Source organism: Streptomyces sp. G45, from assembly GCF_049542095.1.
Classification (GTDB): Bacteria; Actinomycetota; Actinomycetes; order Streptomycetales; family Streptomycetaceae; genus Streptomyces.
Window position 1 is genome coordinate 4,709,379 of the sequence record NZ_JBMUZU010000001.1, and the last position, 17,053, is coordinate 4,726,431.

Consider the following 17,053-nt stretch of genomic DNA (forward strand, 5'->3'; position numbering starts at 1 on the left):
GACGGCCCCGCACAGCGGACCCTCCTGCGACGGATGGTACGGCCGCCGCGGACAGCGGGCCCCGCCAGCCGGTCAACAGCCCCGCACACCGCCCCGTACCGCCGCTTCCGGCGCTACAGCCGCGGCTCCACCCGGGCTATCGCGCGCAGGGCCTTGGGAGCGAAGCGGGACAGGAGACGGGCGCCGCGGGCCTCCGGAGTGACGGGCACCACCGCCTGGTTGCGGACGACGGCGCTCAGGACGGCGTCGGCGACCTTCTCCGGCGGATAGTTCCGCAGGCCGTACAGGCGGGCGGACCGCTTCTGGCGGCGCTTCTCCTCGTCGGCGGAGACACCGGCGAAACGGGCGGTCGCCGTGATGTTCGTGTTCACGAAGCCCGGGCAGATCGCGGAGACGCCGATGCCCTGGCCCGCCAGCTCCGCGCGCAGGCACTCGCTGAGCATCAGGACGGCGGCCTTCGACGTGCTGTACGCGGGCAGGGCGCGGGAGGGCTGATAGGCCGCCGCGGACGCCGTGTTGACGATGTGGCCGCCCTGGCCGCGCTCCGCCATCTGCCTGCCGAAGAGACGGCAGCCGTGGATGACGCCCCACAGGTTGACGTCGAGAACCTTCTTCCAGTCGTCCGTGCTGGTGTCGAGGAAGGCGCCGGAGAGGCCGATGCCCGCGTTGTTCACCAGGACGTCCACCACGCCGTACTCCGTGGCGACCTTCTCGGCGAGCTTCTCCATGGCCTGCTCGTCGCTGACGTCGGCGGTCTCCGGCCAGGCGGCGGGGGCCCCGATCAGCCGGGACATCTCGGCGGTGCGCGCGGCGGCCTCCGCGTCCCGGTCCACGGCCACCACCCGCGCCCCGGCCTCGGCGAACGCGAACGCCGTGGCCCGGCCGATGCCGCTGCCCGCGCCCGTGACCAGGACCAACTGGCCCGCGAACCGCTCGGCGTACCGGCCGGTGGCGCCCGTGCCGCTGGTCAGCGTGGGGCCGCCGTCCTCGTGGGCGATCACGAACTCGGTGATCCACACGGCCAGTTGGTCGGGTCGGGTGCGGGGCGCCCAGTGCTTGGCCGGGAGGGAGCGGCGGGTGAGCCGGGGCGCCCAGCGCTCCAGGTCGTCGTACAGCCGCTCCGACAGGAAGACGTCACCGGAGGGCGTGATGAGCTGGACCGGGACGTGGGCGTACGCGTCCTGGCGGGGGCGGCGGAGGCGGGCGCGGACGTTGTCCCGGTAGAGCCAGGCGCCGTGCGCGGCGTCCGAGGACAGCGACAGCGTGGGATAGCCGTCCGCGGGGACCTTCTCCAGGCGGCGCAGCAGCCCCGGCCAGCTCTTGCCGAGCGGGCCGCGCCAGGCCAGCTCGGGCAGGGCGGGCGTGTGCAGCATGTACACGTACCAGGACTTGGCGCCCTGGGCGATGAGCTGGGCGGCGCGGCGCGGGGTCGGGCGGCTCACGCGCTGCTTGATCCAGTGCCCGAAGTGGTCGAGGGACGGGCCGGACATCGAGGTGAACGACGCGACGCGCCCCTGCGTGCGCTCGACCGTCACGAACTCCCAGGACTGCACCGAGCCCCAGTCGTGCCCCACCAGGTGCACCGGCCGGTCCGGGCTGACCGCGTCCACCACGGCGAGGAAGTCATCGGTCAGCTTCTCCAGGGTGAAGCCGCCGCGCAGCGGCTTCGGCGCCGTCGACCTGCCGTGGCCGCGCACGTCGTACAGCACCACGTGGAACCGCTCCGCCAGGCGCGCGGCGACCCGCGACCACACCTCCTTGGAGTCCGGATAGCCGTGCACCAGCACCACGGTGGGCCGGGCTCCGTCGTCGGAGTCACCCAGCTCGGCGACGCACAGCTCCACGTCCCCCGAGCGCACCCAGCGCTCACGCGCCCCCGTCAGCTCCACCGTCAGCCCCTCCTGCTCCATGCGGTCGGTGCGGTCCACCCGGTCCATGCGGTCCACGCTCGTCATGCGGCGGCCCTCGCGGCGTTGTCCTCGGCCCAGCGCCGCACGTGCGGCAGGTCGTCGTCCAGCCAGAACGCGCTCTCCTCGGGGTCCCTGGAGTCCGTGACGACCAGGATCTCCTCGAACTTCGCGCCCGTGCCCCGGAATCCGAGGTGCGGCTCCACCGCCCACAGGCCCGGCCGCGGCGGATGGTCGGAGAACCGGTACGGCGACCACAGGGGGGACCAGCCGTCCCGGTGCCCGCGCAGGGCGTCGCTCGCGAGGCCCTTCAGGGACTGCGTGCCGAAGCCGAACACATGCGGGGAGAAGCGGCGCTCCCTGACCCGGTCGACCTTGTGCGCGATCACGCCGAACGGATACGCGCGATGGCGGTTGGCATACCCCTGGCGGACCATGAGACGGTCCACGTCCTCGTAGATCTCCCGCAGCGGGCGGCGCTCGCGGACCTCGCGCAGGATCAGCTCGCGGTGCGCCTCCAGGTCGGCGAGGAGCTTGTCGTGCACCGGGTTCAGGCCGAGGCAGCCCGAGTAGCCGATGTCGGCCGTGAAGCCCTCGTACACCGGGGCCAGGTCGAGGATGAACGGCATGCCCGGCTCAAGTCGGCGGTTCGTGGGGAAGAACTGGAGCGGTATGCGGAAGCCGACGAACGCCGTGCGGTCGCCGAACCAGGCGAACGGCAGGTGGAACCAGTCCCGCACCCCCCGCTCGCGCAGCCACCGCCGCTGCATCCGCGCTGCCTCGCGCTCCGTCACGCCCGGCCTGAGCTGGGCGGCGACGGCTTCCGCGCACTCGTACGCCAGGGTCTGCACGCGTCGGAACCCCCGCAGCTCCGCGGCGAGTCCACCCCGCGCGGCCTGGGTCACTGCCGCACTCATCGCTGAGGTCATGCCACCGTCCGTCCCTGTCCGGTCCGCACCCGTCCGCGCTCGTCCGCGCTCGTCCAAGCCCGTCCGCGCGCGCCCGGCCCTCGCCGTACGCGCCCGTAACGTGACACTGATGAATGTGACAATGCTTGACGGCTGCGTCAATAGGTCTGCGCGAGACCACGGGACAGCTCCGGGAGAACCCCGAGGAGTCGTCCGGAAGATCCCCGAGGGGCCGACTTCCGGACGACCCCTACGGGCCCGTAATACTCCAGAGTGACGGCGGAACGAGCCCTTGGGCTGACGCCCGTTGTGGTCTGCGCCACTACCGTCGAAGCGTGACTGTGATCGCGACCGAAAGCCTGAGCAAGCGGTTCCCGAGGGTGACCGCTCTTGACCGGCTCTCCATGGACATAGGGCCCGGTGTGACCGGACTCGTCGGAGCCAACGGAGCTGGCAAGTCCACCATGATCAAGATCCTGCTCGGCCTGTCCCCCGCCACGGAGGGCCGCGCCTCGGTGCTCGGCCTCGACGTCGCGACCGACGGCGGGCGGATCCGTGAACGGGTGGGCTACATGCCCGAGCACGACTGCCTGCCCCCCGACGTCTCGGCCACCGAGTTCGTCGTCCACATGGCGCGCATGTCGGGCCTGCCGCCCGCCGCGGCCCGCGAGCGCACCGCGGACACGCTGCGCCACGTCGGCCTCTACGAAGAGCGGTACCGCCCCATCGGCGGCTACTCCACCGGCATGAAGCAGCGCGTGAAGCTCGCCCAGGCCCTCGTCCACGACCCGCAGCTGGTCTTCCTCGACGAGCCGACCAACGGCCTCGACCCGGTCGGCCGCGACGAGATGCTGGGCCTGATCCGCCGCGTCCACACCGACTTCGGCATCTCGGTCCTGGTCACCTCGCACCTCCTCGGCGAACTGGAGCGCACCTGCGACCACATCGTCGTCATCGACGGCGGCAAGCTGCTGCGCTCCAGCTCCACCACGGACTTCACCCAGACCACCACCACCCTGGCGATCGAGGTCACCGACAGCGACGAGCACCCGGACGGCACCGCCGCGCTGCGCGCTGCCCTGGACGCCCGCGGCGTCGCCACCCACGACGACGGCAGCGGCCTCCCCGGCGCCGGGCACACCCTGCTGCTCGACGCCGCGGACGAGACGACGTACGACCTCATCCGCGACACCGTGGCCGACCTCGGGCTCGGCTTGGTCCGCATGGAACAGCGCAGGCACCACATCGCGGAGGTCTTCCGCTCCCAGGAGGAGACGGCCGAGCCGGACCAGGGGGCGCGGCAGGACGCCGCGCGCGCCGCCGCCTGGGCCGCGACCGCGGGCACCGCCGAGCAGACGGGAGGCGGCCGCGATGACCGCTGACTCCACACAGATCCACAACATCGGATACCGCAGCTACGACGGCCCCCGCCTCGGCCGCGCCTACGCGACCCGCTCGCTGTACTCGCAGAGCCTGCGCGGCGCCTACGGCTTCGGCCGCTCGGCCAAGTCCAAGGTGCTCCCGATGATCCTCTTCGGAGTGATGTGCGCCCCCGCGCTGATCATGGTCGCGGTCGCCGTCGCCACCAAGGCCAACGACCTGCCCGTGGACTACACGCGCTACGCCGTGCTCCTCCAGGCCGTCATCGGCCTCTACCTGGCGGCCCAGGCCCCGCAGACCGTGTCCAGGGACCTGCGGTTCAAGACGGTGCCCCTGTACTTCTCCCGCCCCATCGAGCGCGTCGACTACGTCCGCGCGAAGTACGCGGCCATGGCGTCCGCCCTGTTCATCCTGACCGCGACCCCGCTGATCGTGCTCTACGTAGGGGCGTTGCTGGCGAAGCTGGACTTCGCGGAGCAGACCAAGGGGTTCGCCCAGGGGCTGGTCTCCGTGGCGCTGCTCTCGCTGCTGTTCTCCGGCATCGCGCTCGTCATCTCCGCCGTCACGCCCCGCCGCGGCTTCGGCATCGCCGCCGTCATCGCCGTCCTGACCATTTCCTACGGAGCGGTGTCCACCGTCCAGGCCATCGCGCAGGAGCAGGGCGGCAACGACACCGCCATCCAGTGGCTCGGCCTGTTCTCCCCCATCACCCTCATCGACGGCGTCCAGACCGCGTTCCTCGGTGCGACGTCCTCGTTCCCCGGGGAGGTCGGCCCCACCACGGGCGTGGGCGTCGTCTACGTAGTGGTCGTCCTCGCCCTTGTCGCGGGCAGCTACGCCGCCCTGATGCGCCGCTACCGGAAGGCCGGACTGTGACAACGATCAGCATTGACCACGTCTCCAGGTGGTTCGGCAACGTGGTGGCCGTCAACGACATCACGATGACCATCGGCCCCGGAGTGACCGGCCTGCTCGGCCCCAACGGCGCCGGGAAGTCCACCCTCATCAGCATGATGGGCGGCTTCCTCGCCCCCTCCACCGGCACCGTCACCCTCGACGGGAAGCCCACTTGGCGCAACGAGGAGATCTACCGGCACCTCGGCATCGTCCCCGAGCGCGAGGGCATGTACGACTTCCTCACCGGCCGCGAATTCGTCGTCGCCAACGCCGAGTTGCACGGCCTCGGCGCGAAGGCCGCCCAACGGGCGCTGGCCACCGTCGAGATGGAGTACGCGCAGGACCGCAAGATCTCCACGTACTCCAAGGGCATGCGGCAGCGCGTCAAGATGGCCTCCGCGCTGGTCCACGAGCCGTCCGTGCTGCTCCTCGACGAGCCCTTCAACGGCATGGACCCGCGCCAGCGCATGCAACTCATGGACCTGCTGCGGAAGATGGGCGACGAGGGCCGCACCGTCCTGTTCTCCTCGCACATCCTCGAAGAGGTCGAACAGCTCGCCTCGCACATCGAGGTGATCGTCGCGGGGCGGCACGCCGCCAGCGGCGACTTCCGCAGGATCCGCCGCCTGATGACGGACCGGCCGCACCGCTACCTGGTGCGCTCCAGCGACGACCGCGCTCTCGCGGCCGTACTGATCGCCGACCCGTCCACCGCGGGCATCGAGGTCGACCTCAAGGAGGGCGCTCTGCGCGTCCAGGCCGTCGACTTCGGCCGCTTCACCACCCTGCTGCCCCGCATCGCGCGGGACCACGGCATCCGGCTCCTCACGGTCTCGCCCTCGGACGAGTCCCTCGAGTCGGTCTTCTCCTACCTCGTCGCGGCCTGAAGGGAGCCACCGTGTACGACCCCACTGTCGCCCGGCTCACCTACCGGGCCCTGCTCGGCCGACGCCGGGCACTGATCCTCTTCGCCCTGCCGCTGCTGCTCGTCGTGATCTCCGCGGCGGTGCGCGGCTTCAGCGGCGCCGACGACCAGGTCGCCTCCGACCTGCTCGGCGGCTTCGCCCTCGCCACCATGGTGCCGATCATCGGCGTGATCGCGGGCACCGGCGCGATCGGTCCCGAGATCGACGACGGCTCCGTGCTGTACCTGCTGTCCAAGCCGGTCAAGCGGCCCACCGTCATCGTCACCAAGCTGACCGTCGCCATCGCCGTGACCATGGCGTTCTCCGCCCTCCCGACGTTCGTCGCGGGCATGATCCTCAACGGCAACGGCCAGCAGGTCGCCGTCGCCTACACGATCGCCGCCCTGGTCTCCTCCATCGCGTACGCGGCGATCTTCCTGCTGCTCGGCACCGTCACCAAGCACGCCGTGGTGTTCGGGCTCGTGTACGCGCTGGTGTGGGAGGCGCTGTTCGGCTCCCTGGTCTCCGGGGCGCGCACGCTCAGCGTCCAGCAGTGGTCCCTGGCCGTGGCGCACAAGGTGGCGGACGGCGGTGACCTGGTCACCTCCGACGTGGGTCTGCCCGCCGCGGTGATCCTGCTGGTCGTGGTCACGGCCGGGGCCACCTGGTACGCGGGTCAGAAGCTGCGGACGCTGACGCTGGCCGGGGACGAGTGATCCCCTAGGGGACCTCTTGACGGCGCCTTCACCCTCCCGCCGGGACACTGGTGGGAGGGGGATGCGCAGCAGTGGCTGGGAGGTGCCGCGATGGCATCGCAGGACAGGCGGGACGAGCGGGACGGAACGGGCGAGGGCGAGGCTGCGGACGCCTGGGACGAGCTGGTCCTGGACGACGACTTCATACGCTCGGCGGAGACCACCGAGCCGTCCGCGCGGGCCCGGATGCTCACCGCCCGCTGGCGGGAGCGGGCGCCCGAGCCGCAGCCGTGGCGGTCCGACGAGCCGCCCGCCGGATGGTTCTTCAGCCGCGGCCGACGACGCAGACGGCGGCGCCGGTAGGGGGGCGCCGGTAGCGACAGGCGGTACGCGCGATGCTGGTAGCGGCAGGCGGCAGGCGGCAGGCGGCATGTGCGGTGCCGGTGGCGGCAGGCCCGCCAGGCGCCGCCGGGCCGCCAATAAATCAGTGGCGGGTCAACTCCGCCCGGAGGCAGAGTAGTTGCTGTCAGCGCGCCGGGCACTCGAAGCCCCGGCGCTCACCGACCGGGAGTGGAGCTGACCGACCGGTTCACGGTCCGTCGCGCTCCCGACTGGGCAGTCCGCGGCAGGCTCCGGAGTAGTACCCGCTCCGTAGAGCCCCGCCACGGGGGAGACTGCCCGGGGCGGCCGCTTCGAGCGCGCATCGCTGCGCGGGCCGCCCCTCCCTAAGCCCTGGCTCCCGGCGACCCGGCAGCCGTGCGGCCCCGCGGCCCGAAGCCCCCGCGGCCGAAGCCCCGCAGCCGTACGCTCCTGTGGCCGACGCCCTCGCGTCCGAAGCTCCGGCAACCACCCGCCGCCGGATCAACCGCCCGGGCCGCCCTGGGCCTCCCCGGGGCGGCCTGAGCCGCTCCTCCCTCAGACCCGGCCCAGCATCCGCTCCAGGACGACCGCGATGCCGTCGTCCTCGTTGGACGCCGTCACCTCGTTCGCCACGGCCTTGAGGTCGTCGTGGGCGTTGGCCATGGCCACGCCGTGCGCGGCCCAGGCGAACATGGGGATGTCGTTCGGCATGTCACCGAAGGCGATGGTGTCCGCAGCCTTCACGCCCAGGCGGCGCGCCGCGAGGGACAGCCCCGTCGCCTTGGTCAGGCCGAGCGGCAGCAGCTCCACTATGCCCTCGCCCGCCATCGTGACGCCCACGAGGTCGCCCGCCGTGTCGCGCGCCACGGCCGCCAGGGCGTCGTCGTCCAGGCCCGGGTGCTGCACGTACAGCTTGTTGAGCGGGGCGGCCCACAGGTCGGCCGGGTCCCCCAGCGGGGTGACCGGCAGCGGGCCGTCCTGGACCACATAGCCCGGGCCGACCAGGACCTCGCCGTCGAGCCCGTCGCGGCTCGCGGCGAGCGCCAGCGGGCCGACCTCCGCCTCTATCTTCGACAGGGCCAGGCCCGCGAGCTGCCGGTCGAGCGTCACGGACGTCAGCAGGCGCCGCTCGCCCGCGTGGTAGACCTGCGCGCCCTGGCCGCAGACCGCGAGGCCCTCGTAGCCGAGGTCCTCCAGGACGTGGCGGGTCCAGGGCACCGAGCGGCCTGTGACGATGAGGTGGGCCGCGCCCGCCGCGGTGGCCGCGGCGAGCGCGTCGCGCGTGCGCGCCGAGACCGTGTCGTCGGGGCGCAGGAGCGTCCCGTCGAGGTCGGTCGCGACGAGCCGGTACGGCAGGGCGGGGCCGACGCGGTCGGCAGGAGCGGTGCTCACTTGGCGGTGGGCTCCAGGATCTCCCGGCCGCCCAGGTACGGACGGAGCACCTCGGGGACGCGGACGGAGCCGTCGGCGAGCTGGTGGTTCTCAAGGAGCGCCACGATCGTGCGCGGCACCGCGCAGAGCGTGCCGTTCAGCGTGGACAGCGGCTGCACGTGCTTCTTGCCGTCCTTCTCCTCGCGCATGCGCACGGACAGGCGGCGGGCCTGGAAGCCGTCGCAGTTCGAGGCGGAGGTCAGCTCGCGGTACTTGCCCTGGGTGGGGATCCAGGCCTCGCAGTCGAACTTGCGCGAGGCGGAGGCGCCCAGGTCGGCCGTGGCGACGTCGATGACCTGGAAGGGCAGCTCCAGGCTGGTCAGCCACTGCTTCTCCCAGTCCAGGAGGCGCTTGTGCTCGTTCTCGGCGTCCTCCGGAGCCACGTACGAGAACATCTCGACCTTGTCGAACTGGTGCACCCGGAAGATGCCGCGGGTGTCCTTGCCGTACGTGCCCGCCTCGCGGCGGAAGCAGGGGGAGAAGCCCGCGTACCGCAGGGGGAGCTTGTCGGCGTCGATGATCTCGTCCATGTGGTACGCCGCGAGGGGGACCTCGGAGGTGCCGACCAGGTAGAAGTCGTCCTTCTCCAGGTGGTACACGTTCTCGGCGGCCTGGCCGAGGAAGCCCGTGCCCTCCATGGCGTGCGGGCGGACCAGGGCGGGGGTCAGCATCGGCGTGAACCCGGCCTCGGTGGCCTGCGCGATCGCCGCGTTGACCAGGGCCAGCTCCAGGAGCGCGCCGATGCCCGTCAGGTAGTAGAAGCGGGAGCCGGAGACCTTGGCGGCGCGCTCGACGTCGATGGCGCCGAGGGCCTGGCCCAGCTCCAGGTGGTCCTTGGGCTCAAAGCCCTCGGCGGCGAAGTCGCGGACCGTGCCGTGCGTCTCCAGGACGACGAAGTCCTCCTCGCCGCCGACCGGGACGTCCGGGTGCACCAGGTTGCCGAGGCGCAGCAGCAGGCGCTTGGTCTCCTCGTCGGCCTCGTCCTGGTCGGCGTTCGCGGCCTTGACCGCGGCGGCCAGCTCGCCCGCCTTCTTCAGCAGCTCGGCCTTCTCGTCGCCGGAGGCCTTGGGGATGAGCTTGCCGAGCGCCTTCTGCTCGGAGCGCAGCTCGTCGAAGCGGACACCGGACGACCTGCGCCGCTCGTCGGCGGAGAGCAGGGAGTCGACGAGGCCGACGTCCTCTCCACGGGCGCGCTGAGACGCGCGAACACGGTCGGGGTCCTCACGGAGCAGGCGAAGGTCAATCACCCCTCCAGGCTACCGGTGCGCGCTTCCGGCCCACGACGCGATTTCCGTGGCGACGACGATCTTCTCGGCGTTATGACCGTTTTGCCGGAATGTGAATTCCTGGGGGCGCCGTACGGGCCGCGGGGTCCGCGGCGGGGGTCCGCGGCGGGGGGTCTGGCGCGAGTTCGACGGCGGTGTCCGCAGTCAATAAAAGGGGCGCGATTCCCCGAAACGGGGCAGACCGAACGTGCCGACTTGACCTGATCCCCTTGTGGAGAACGGGACTTGGGGCGCGGGTTGTCCACAGGAATGCGTTCCCCCGCAGAGTTATCCACAGGCTGTGCGAAAGATCTGTGGACACCGGAAGTGGGCCTTCCGAAAACCTCACCGGGGCGAGGGATTCCTGCCCAAACCAACTCCGCGCCAACTTTCGGGTGGAATTGGTTAACCCCAAAGAGTTGATCAATGGAAACTGATGGACGAAGCGTGACGTGTGGGACAGGTGACCGACTTATGTGGTGAGTGCAGATTTGTCGACTCTGTCGGATGGCTGTGTCGACTTGTCCCCAGGTCGAGAAGGGCACCTGTGGATAACTTCTGTGGACAAGCCGGTGGACACGATAAATGTGCAGGTAGGACTGGGGACACACCGCCCCGGCGGCGCTCAGGGGCGTCCAGCGGCCCCCGACGGCGCTCAAACGCTCAGAATCGGCCGTCCTGGCAGCGGGCCAGCCAGTCCGACGCCGCCATGAACTCCTCGTCGGACGTCCCCGGGCGCAGCGGCCGCACGTCCGCCACCGCGACGCCCGCCCGCGGATAGGACCCGAGGAACCGCACGTTCGGGCTGATCCGCTTCAGGCCCATCAGGGCCTCGCCCACCCGGCGGTCCGTGATGTGGCCCTCCGCGTCCACGGAGAAGCAGTACTTGCCGATGCCCTGGCCCGTCGGCCGCGACTCGATCCGCATCAGGTTGACGCCGCGCACCGCGAACTCCTGGAGCAGTTCGAGCAGCGCGCCGGGGTGGTCGTCGCCGAGCCAGATGACCACCGACGTCTTGTCCGCGCCCGTCGGCGCGGCGGGTCGGGCCGGGCGGCCCACGAGCACGAACCGCGTCGCGGCGTTCACCGCGTCGTGGATGTCGGTGACCAGCGGTTCGAGGCCGTACGTCGCCGCGGCGAACTCGCCCGCGAACGCGGCGTCGTACCGGCCCTCCTGCACCAGGCGCGCGCCGTCGGCGTTGGACGCCGCGGACTCCCACAGCGCGTCCGGCAGATGGGCCGCGAGCCAGTTGCGCACCTGCGGCTGCGCCACCGGGTGGCCGGTCACCGTCTTGATGTCCTTGAGCTTCGTGCCGGGACGCACGAGCAGCGCGAACGCGATGGGCAGCACGACCTCGCGGTAGATCATCAACGGCTCGCCCTTGGCCAGCTCGTCGACGGTCGTGGTGACGCCGCCCTCCACCGAGTTCTCGATCGGCACCAGCGCCGCCGCGGCCTCACCCGAGCGCACCGCGTCCAGGGTGGCCGGAACCGACACCATCGGCACCAGCTCGCGGGTGGCCGCCTCCGGCAGCGTGCGCAGGGCGGCTTCGGTGAAGGTGCCTTCGGGGCCGAGATAGGTGTAGCGCGTCGCCGACATGGGATCACCCTAGTGGGCGCCGCTCACCCCCGGGTCACCCTTCCAGCAACGCCTGCCCCACATACTCCTTGGCCCCCGCGCCCCCGGCACCGCGAACACCCCGCTCGCCTCGTGCCGGATGAACTTCGACAGGGCGTCGCCCCGGTCGAGCTTGCGCTGCACGGGCACGAAGCCGCGCAGCGGATCGGCCTGCCAGCAGATGAACAGCAGGCCCGCGTCCGGGTTCCCCTTGGCGTCGTAGCCGTCGTGGTACGAGAAGGGGCGGCGCAGCATCGCGGCGCCGCCGTTCTGGTCGGGGCGGCTGATGCGGGCGTGGGCGTTGAGCGGCACGACGAGCTGGCCGTCGGCGCGGGTCTGCTCCAGCTTCATCTCGGTGGTCTCGGTACCGCCGGTGAGGGGCGCGCCGTTCGCCTTGCGGCGGCCGATGACCTCCTCCTGGGCCCGGGTGGAGAGCGCCTCCCAGTCGTCGAGGAGCATCCTGATGCGGCGTACGACGGCGTAGGAGCCGCCCGCCATCCAGTCCGGGTCGGCGCCGTCACCGGCGTCGGGCACGAAGACGCGCCGGGCGAAGTCGTCGTCGGACGGCTTCGGGTTGTTGGTGCCGTCGACCTGGCCCATCAGGTTGCGGGTGGTCATGGGGCGGGCGGTGGCGCCGGGCGAGCGGTTGAAGCCGTTCATCTGCCAGCGGACCTTCGCCGCCGCGCCCGCCTCCTTCTGGAGGGCGCGCAGGGCGTGGAAGGCGACGAGCGGGTCGTTGGCGCCGATCTGTACCCATAGGTCGCCGTTGCTGCGGGCCTTGTCCAGGCGGTCGGAGGAGAACTCGGGCAGCGGGTCGAGGGCGGCGGGCCGCCGCTTCTCCAGGCCGGTGCGGCCGAAGAAGCTGTGGCCGAAGCCGAAGGTGACCGTCAGCGAGGAGGGGCCCGCGTCCCGGGCGATGTCGGTGTCCCGGTCGTGGCCGTCCACGGGCTCGCCCGCCATCAGGCGCTCGGCGGCGGCCGACCAGCGCCGCAGCAGCGCCGCCGCCTCCTTGCGCCCGGCGCCCGGGGCGAGGTCGAAGGCGATCAGATGGCCGCGGGACTGGACCGGCGTGGTGATGCCGGGCTGATGTTTCCCGTGAAACATCACCCGGTCGGCGCCGAGTTCCGTCAGCGGCGTCCGCGCCGCGCCCGAGGAGCCGGACGAGCCGGAGTCGGAGCCGGAGGACGCGACGGCGTACCCGGCGGCGCCGCCCGCCGCGCCGAGCGCCAGACCGGTGGCGCCCGCCGTGCCCAGCAGGCGCCGTCGCGAAATGGTGTGGTCCGCCATGGTGGTTCAGCCGATCTGCACGTTCTTGGTGAGGGTGACCTGGTCGATGTCGGAGGTGCGGACGGTCACCGCGACCTTCCAGTCACCGGCCATGGGAATCTGTACGCCGCTCGCGCTCCAGTGTCCGGTGGCGATGCGGTCGGGGGCGACCGGCAGGGGGCCGAGGTCCTTGGCCTTGAGAGTGAAGGAGATCTTCACCTCGGGCAGGTCGAAGGCGCTGCCGTTGGGCCGGTTCGCGAAGACGTGGACGTCGTTGCCGCCGGGGCGGCCCGGGTCCAGCTCCAGGCGCACGGTGCCCTTGCCGTCCTGGCCGCCGGTGTCGAACGGCAGGGAGACCTTGACGGGGCCCGCGGGCTGCTGCACCGCCGAGGAGACGTTCTTCGCCTCCTCCTCGGTGCGGCCCGGTTCGGTGCTGGTCAGGGCGGTGGTCACGGCGAGCAGAACGACGGCGACGCCCGCCTCGGCGAGCACCGAGCGGCGCAGCCCCGAGCGGTGCGGGTCGGCGTCGCGGACGCGCTTGGCGCGGGCGGCGTCCATGGCGGCCCGCTGCCGGGCGAGCTGAGCGGCCCGCGCGTCCTGGCCGACGGCCTTGGCGTCGGTGCCGCTCTTCTTGTCGTTGCCGCTGCCGCCGTCCGCGTCGGTCCGTGCGGAGACGCCCGCCTTGGAGCTGTGCGCCAGCGCGACGGGCTTCTTCTTCTTGGTGGAGGCGGCCTTGGCGTTCTTGGCGGATGCGTTCTTGGTGGAGGCGGCCTCGGCGGAGGCGGCGGCCCGCTGCTCCACCACCGCCGCTGCCGCCGCCTCGGGCGCAAGGCCGCCCGCCTCGGCGGCGATCCGCCCGGTCCAGCGCCGGGAGAAGAAGGCGATGCCGACGAGGACGGCGACCAGCCCGACCTTGACCATGAGGAGCTGTCCGTACCCGGTCTCGACGAGCGCGGTCCAGGAGCCCACCTGCCGCCACGACTGGTAGAGCCCGGTCACGGCGAGCGCGACGACGCTGCCGAAGGCGACCTGCGAGAAGCGGCGCACGGCGGCCGCGTCGATGTGCGGCGCGCGGTACAGGCACAGCAGCAGCGCGGCGAGCCCGCCGAGCCAGGCGGCGACGGCCAGCAGGTGCAGCACGTCGACGGGCATGGCGAGCCCGGCCTGGATGCCGGTGGAGGCGTGCTCGGCCAGCGCCCAGGTGGCCGCGATGCCGATGGCGACGACCCCGCCGCCGAGGGCCAGGCCGAAGGCGAGGTCCCGCTTCTCCTTGGGGTCCTCGCGCCGCTCGTACGCCCCGAAGAGCACGGCGATGAACAGCGCGGCGGCGGCGAGCAGCAGCAGCCGCGACACGAGCGCCGCGCCGGTCTTGGTCTGGAGGACGTCGCCCAGCTTGGCGAGGTCGAAGGCGTCGCCGAGCTTCCCCGAGCCGGTGTACGGGGCGCGCAGCAGGAGCATGGCGAGGGTGGCGCCGGTGAGGGCGAGCCAGCCGGAGACGACGAGGCGCTGCAGCGGCCGGACCCCGGCGCCGCGCTGCCAGCAGCCGAGGACGAAGGCGGCGCCGCCGACGACGACGATGAAACCGGCGTACGACACATAGCGCGCGAAGCCGTAGAGCGTGCCGACGACCCCGCCGCCGACCTCCTGGTCGGGCAGCGAGACGGTGGTCGCGGACGGGGCGCCGATGGAGAAGGTGAAGGCCCCGGCGATGGGGTGGCTGTCGGCGGAGACGACCTGGTAGGCGACGGTGAAGGTGCCGTCGGGCAGGCCGGGCTTGAGCTTGACGCCGTAGGTGTTCTTGCCGAGGTCGCTGGTCTTGCCGTCGTCGACGCGCTTGCCCTTGGGGTCGAGGACCCGGACGGAGCCGTCGGACATGGCGACCTTCTCGGAGAAGGTCAGGGAGACCTGCTCGGGTGCCTTGGCGACCACCGACCCCCGCTTGGGGTCGCTGCCGGTCAGCGCGGCGTGCGCGTCGGCGGGCGCCGCCGTGGCCAGGACGGCGCCGAGGACGGTGCCGAGCAGGGCGGTCACGACGAGCAGCAGCCGTCCGAGGCCGGTGGGCCCCGGGCGGGGAGCGGTGGTGCGCATCAGGTCTTCAGTCCCCTCAGTGCGACGAGTGCTGCGACGGGTGCTGCGAAGAGTGCTGCGAAGAGTGCTGTGACGAGTCCCGCGACGGCTCCCGCGACGGCTCCCTCGACGGTTCCCGCGACGAGTTCGCGGAGTGCGAGGCGTGCTGTTCCTGGGCCATGTGCGTCTTCGCGCCCGCCTTCGGGTTGTACGTCGCGGGCTTCACCGGCATCTCGACGGTGATCGGCGCGGACTTCTCGAAGCGGAGCGTGACCTCCACCGTGTCGCCCTGCTTCGGCTTGCGCTTCAGCTTCTCCAGCATGATGTGGTTGCCGCCGCGCGCGAAGACGAGCTGGCCGTTCGCGGGTACGGCGAACGACTTCTGCTCCTTCATGGTGGAGCCCTTGGTGGCGTGCAGGGTGACGCTGCCCGCGAGCGGGCTGGACGCCGAGACGAGGGTGTCGGCGGCGCCCTTGTTGGTGAGCGTGAAGAAGCCGCCCGCCATGTCGGCCATGGCGGGAACGGGCACGTAGGCGCCGCTGACCTTGAGGTCGGGCTTGTCAGCGGCGGCGGTGGCGTCGGCGGGGTTCTTGGTGTCCTTGTCGTCGGAGCAGCCCGTCAGGGCCAGGGCCGCGGTCAGGACTATGGCGCTGCCGGTGAGCAGACGGCGCCGGGTGGTGCGGTGGTTCACGGGTTCTGTCCCTTGATGATCTTGGGGAGGTCCTGTGCGTACTCCTCGGCCCGGGTGTCCTGGCCGTTGTAGACGACGTATCCGGCGTCGGTCTTCGGGGAGAACGCGACGACCTGCGTGCCGTGCATCGACTCGATCTTGCCGTTCTTGAGCTTCTTGGACGGCTCGATGCTGATGCCGACGGTGCGGGCGCTGGCCTGGATGGTGGCGAAGTCGCCGGTCAGGCCGATGAACTCGGGGTCCTGGGCCTTGAGCCACTTGCCGAGTTCCTTCGGGGTGTCCCGCTCGGGGTCGGTGGTGACGAAGACGACCTGGAGCTGGTCGAGCTGGGCCTTGGTGACGGCCTTCTTGCGCAGCAGGTCCTTCTTGGCGACGGCGATGTTGCTCATCGTCAGCGGGCACACGTCCGGGCAGTTGGTGTAGCCGAAGTAGAGCAGCACCGGCTTGCCCTTGGTCCGCTCGCGCAGGTCGTACTTCTTGCCGTGGGTGTCGGTGAGGACCAGGTCCGGCTTCTTGAAGGGCGTGTCGAGGACGGTCGCGGCCTGCTTGGCCTCGGCCTCGGTGGACACCTCCACGACCGGCTTCTTCTTGTCCCCGTCGCCGTTCCCGCCGCCGCAGGCGGTCAGGGTGAGGCCCGCGGCGGCGAGCAGGGCGGCGGCCGCGACGGTGGTCCGGCGCGCGCTGGTCCGCGCGGCCTTCGGAGCCACCGGGCGGAGGGGGCCGACGGCGCTGTGCGTGCTGTGCGTGCTGAGCTTGCTGAACTTGCGCATACGAAAATGTCCCAGATGTGAGGGGGCCGGGGTGCGCCGGGGTCGCGGCCGGGCCGGGTGCCCGGCCGGTCGCCCGGCGCCGCGCCCGGGAGCGGGTCAGCCGTCGGCGCGGCGACGGCTGGCGAACACCCCGAAGGCCACGCCCGCGGCGCCGACGACGATGCCGACGATGCCGAGGGTGCGCGCGGTGGTGTCGCTGCTGTCGCTGTCGCCGGAGGCGCTCTCCTCCTTGCCGCCGGACTCGGCCCCGGCCTTGGCGGCCTTGTCGTCGTCGGCCTTGTCGTCGTCGGCGGCGGCGCCGTGGCCGTCGGAGGCGGCGGTGAGCTGCAGCGCGGGCGCCGGGAACTCGGGCTCGTCCTGGCCCTTCTGCTGCGGCTCGATCCAGCGGACGACCTCCTTGTTGTCGTACGTCTGGAGGGCCTTGAAGACGAGCTGGTCGGTGTCCTCGGGCAGCTGGCCGAGGGAGAGCGGGAACTTCTGGAAGTAGCCCGGCTCGACGCCCTTGCCGTCGGCGGTCCAGGTGACCTTGGAGACGGCCTCGTCGATCTTCTCGCCGTGGATCTCGAGGGGCTTGTCGAGCTTGGCCTTGGTGACCTTCGCCTTCCAGCCGGGTACGGGCTGCGGCATCACGGACGCGAGCGGGTGGTCGGCCGGGAAGGTGACCTCCAGCTTGACGGTGGCGGCGTCGTCGCGCTCGTTGGGGACCTTGAAGTTGACGGTGGCGTAGCCGCCCTTGGCGGCCTGGCCCTCGGGGCTGACGCTGACGTGCGCGAAGGCGGGGGCGGACAGCAGCACGGCGGAGGCGGCGGCGCCGACTACGACGACGGAGGCACGGGTCAGGGACTTCATGGCGGAATGCTCCAGTTTTTTCGGCAGGTGGGTACGGCGGCCGGG

14 protein-coding genes and 1 pseudogene are annotated in these 17,053 nt (G+C 71.8%); 5 read left to right on the top strand and 10 right to left on the bottom strand.

What is annotated here, in order from left to right; translation table 11 throughout:
- Positions 1 to 113 precede the first annotated feature (113 nt).
- Together ACOBQU_RS19605 and ACOBQU_RS19610 are read right to left on the bottom strand one after the other, a co-directional pair.
- Complete coding sequence (locus ACOBQU_RS19605; protein WP_423634595.1) at positions 114 to 1,910, bottom strand: SDR family oxidoreductase; 1,797 nt, start codon at positions 1,908 to 1,910, stop codon at positions 114 to 116.
- Between the two features lie 41 nt (positions 1,911 to 1,951).
- Complete coding sequence (locus tag ACOBQU_RS19610) at positions 1,952 to 2,824, bottom strand: M24 family metallopeptidase (protein WP_423628637.1); 873 nt, start codon at positions 2,822 to 2,824, stop codon at positions 1,952 to 1,954.
- 332 nt (positions 2,825 to 3,156) lie between these two features.
- On the opposite strand from ACOBQU_RS19610, the gene ACOBQU_RS19615 reads away from it, so the two are divergent.
- The 5 genes from ACOBQU_RS19615 to ACOBQU_RS19635 all read left to right on the top strand — a co-directional run bounded on the left by ACOBQU_RS19615 (position 3,157) and on the right by ACOBQU_RS19635 (position 7,055).
- Entirely contained in the window at positions 3,157 to 4,197 is a 1,041-nt protein-coding gene (locus tag ACOBQU_RS19615; protein WP_423634597.1) for an ABC transporter ATP-binding protein, read from the top strand.
- A complete protein-coding gene (locus tag ACOBQU_RS19620) occupies positions 4,187 to 5,071 on the top strand; it encodes an ABC transporter permease (protein WP_423628638.1) in 885 nt (294 codons plus the stop codon). The genes ACOBQU_RS19615 and ACOBQU_RS19620 overlap by 11 nt, the downstream gene beginning before the upstream one ends.
- Positions 5,068 to 5,979: an ABC transporter ATP-binding protein gene (locus tag ACOBQU_RS19625; protein WP_423628639.1), complete on the top strand. Its 912-nt coding sequence runs from the start codon at positions 5,068 to 5,070 to the stop codon at positions 5,977 to 5,979. Before ACOBQU_RS19620 ends, ACOBQU_RS19625 begins: the two co-directional genes overlap by 4 nt.
- Before the next feature lie 11 nt (positions 5,980 to 5,990).
- Entirely contained in the window at positions 5,991 to 6,713 is a 723-nt protein-coding gene (locus ACOBQU_RS19630) for an ABC transporter permease (RefSeq protein WP_423628640.1), read from the top strand.
- A 90-nt stretch (positions 6,714 to 6,803) separates the two neighbouring features.
- A complete protein-coding gene (locus tag ACOBQU_RS19635; RefSeq protein WP_423628641.1) occupies positions 6,804 to 7,055 on the top strand; it encodes a hypothetical protein in 252 nt (83 codons plus the stop codon).
- A gap of 552 nt (positions 7,056 to 7,607) precedes the next feature.
- On the opposite strand, the gene ACOBQU_RS19640 is transcribed toward ACOBQU_RS19635, so the two are convergent.
- From ACOBQU_RS19640 to ACOBQU_RS19675, 8 genes and pseudogenes are all read right to left on the bottom strand, one after another.
- On the bottom strand, positions 7,608 to 8,444 hold the full coding sequence (locus ACOBQU_RS19640; RefSeq protein WP_423628642.1) for an HAD family hydrolase: 837 nt from the start codon (positions 8,442 to 8,444) through the stop codon (positions 7,608 to 7,610).
- Positions 8,441 to 9,730, bottom strand: a complete 1,290-nt coding sequence (gene serS / locus ACOBQU_RS19645) for a serine--tRNA ligase (RefSeq protein WP_423628643.1) — start codon at positions 9,728 to 9,730, stop codon at positions 8,441 to 8,443. Before serS ends, ACOBQU_RS19640 begins: the two co-directional genes overlap by 4 nt.
- Positions 9,731 to 10,411: 681 nt before the next feature.
- The gene (gene pheA / locus ACOBQU_RS19650) at positions 10,412 to 11,347 is read right to left on the bottom strand and encodes a prephenate dehydratase (protein WP_423628644.1); all 936 of its coding nucleotides are present in this window, start codon (positions 11,345 to 11,347) and stop codon (positions 10,412 to 10,414) included.
- A gap of 34 nt (positions 11,348 to 11,381) precedes the next feature.
- Positions 11,382 to 12,652, bottom strand: a pseudogene (efeB, locus tag ACOBQU_RS19655) (iron uptake transporter deferrochelatase/peroxidase subunit).
- A 6-nt stretch (positions 12,653 to 12,658) separates the two neighbouring features.
- Positions 12,659 to 14,719, bottom strand: a complete 2,061-nt coding sequence (locus tag ACOBQU_RS19660; RefSeq protein WP_423628645.1) for a copper resistance CopC/CopD family protein — start codon at positions 14,717 to 14,719, stop codon at positions 12,659 to 12,661.
- Between the two features lie 16 nt (positions 14,720 to 14,735).
- Positions 14,736 to 15,389 (bottom strand): copper chaperone PCu(A)C, encoded by a 654-nt coding sequence (locus ACOBQU_RS19665; protein ID WP_423628646.1) that lies wholly within the window; start codon positions 15,387 to 15,389, stop codon positions 14,736 to 14,738.
- Positions 15,386 to 16,159, bottom strand: a complete 774-nt coding sequence (locus ACOBQU_RS19670; RefSeq protein WP_423628647.1) for an SCO family protein — start codon at positions 16,157 to 16,159, stop codon at positions 15,386 to 15,388. The genes ACOBQU_RS19665 and ACOBQU_RS19670 overlap by 4 nt, the downstream gene beginning before the upstream one ends.
- A 96-nt stretch (positions 16,160 to 16,255) precedes the next feature.
- Positions 16,256 to 17,008: a YcnI family protein gene (locus ACOBQU_RS19675; protein ID WP_423628648.1), complete on the bottom strand. Its 753-nt coding sequence runs from the start codon at positions 17,006 to 17,008 to the stop codon at positions 16,256 to 16,258.
- Between the last annotated feature and the right edge of the window lie 45 nt (positions 17,009 to 17,053).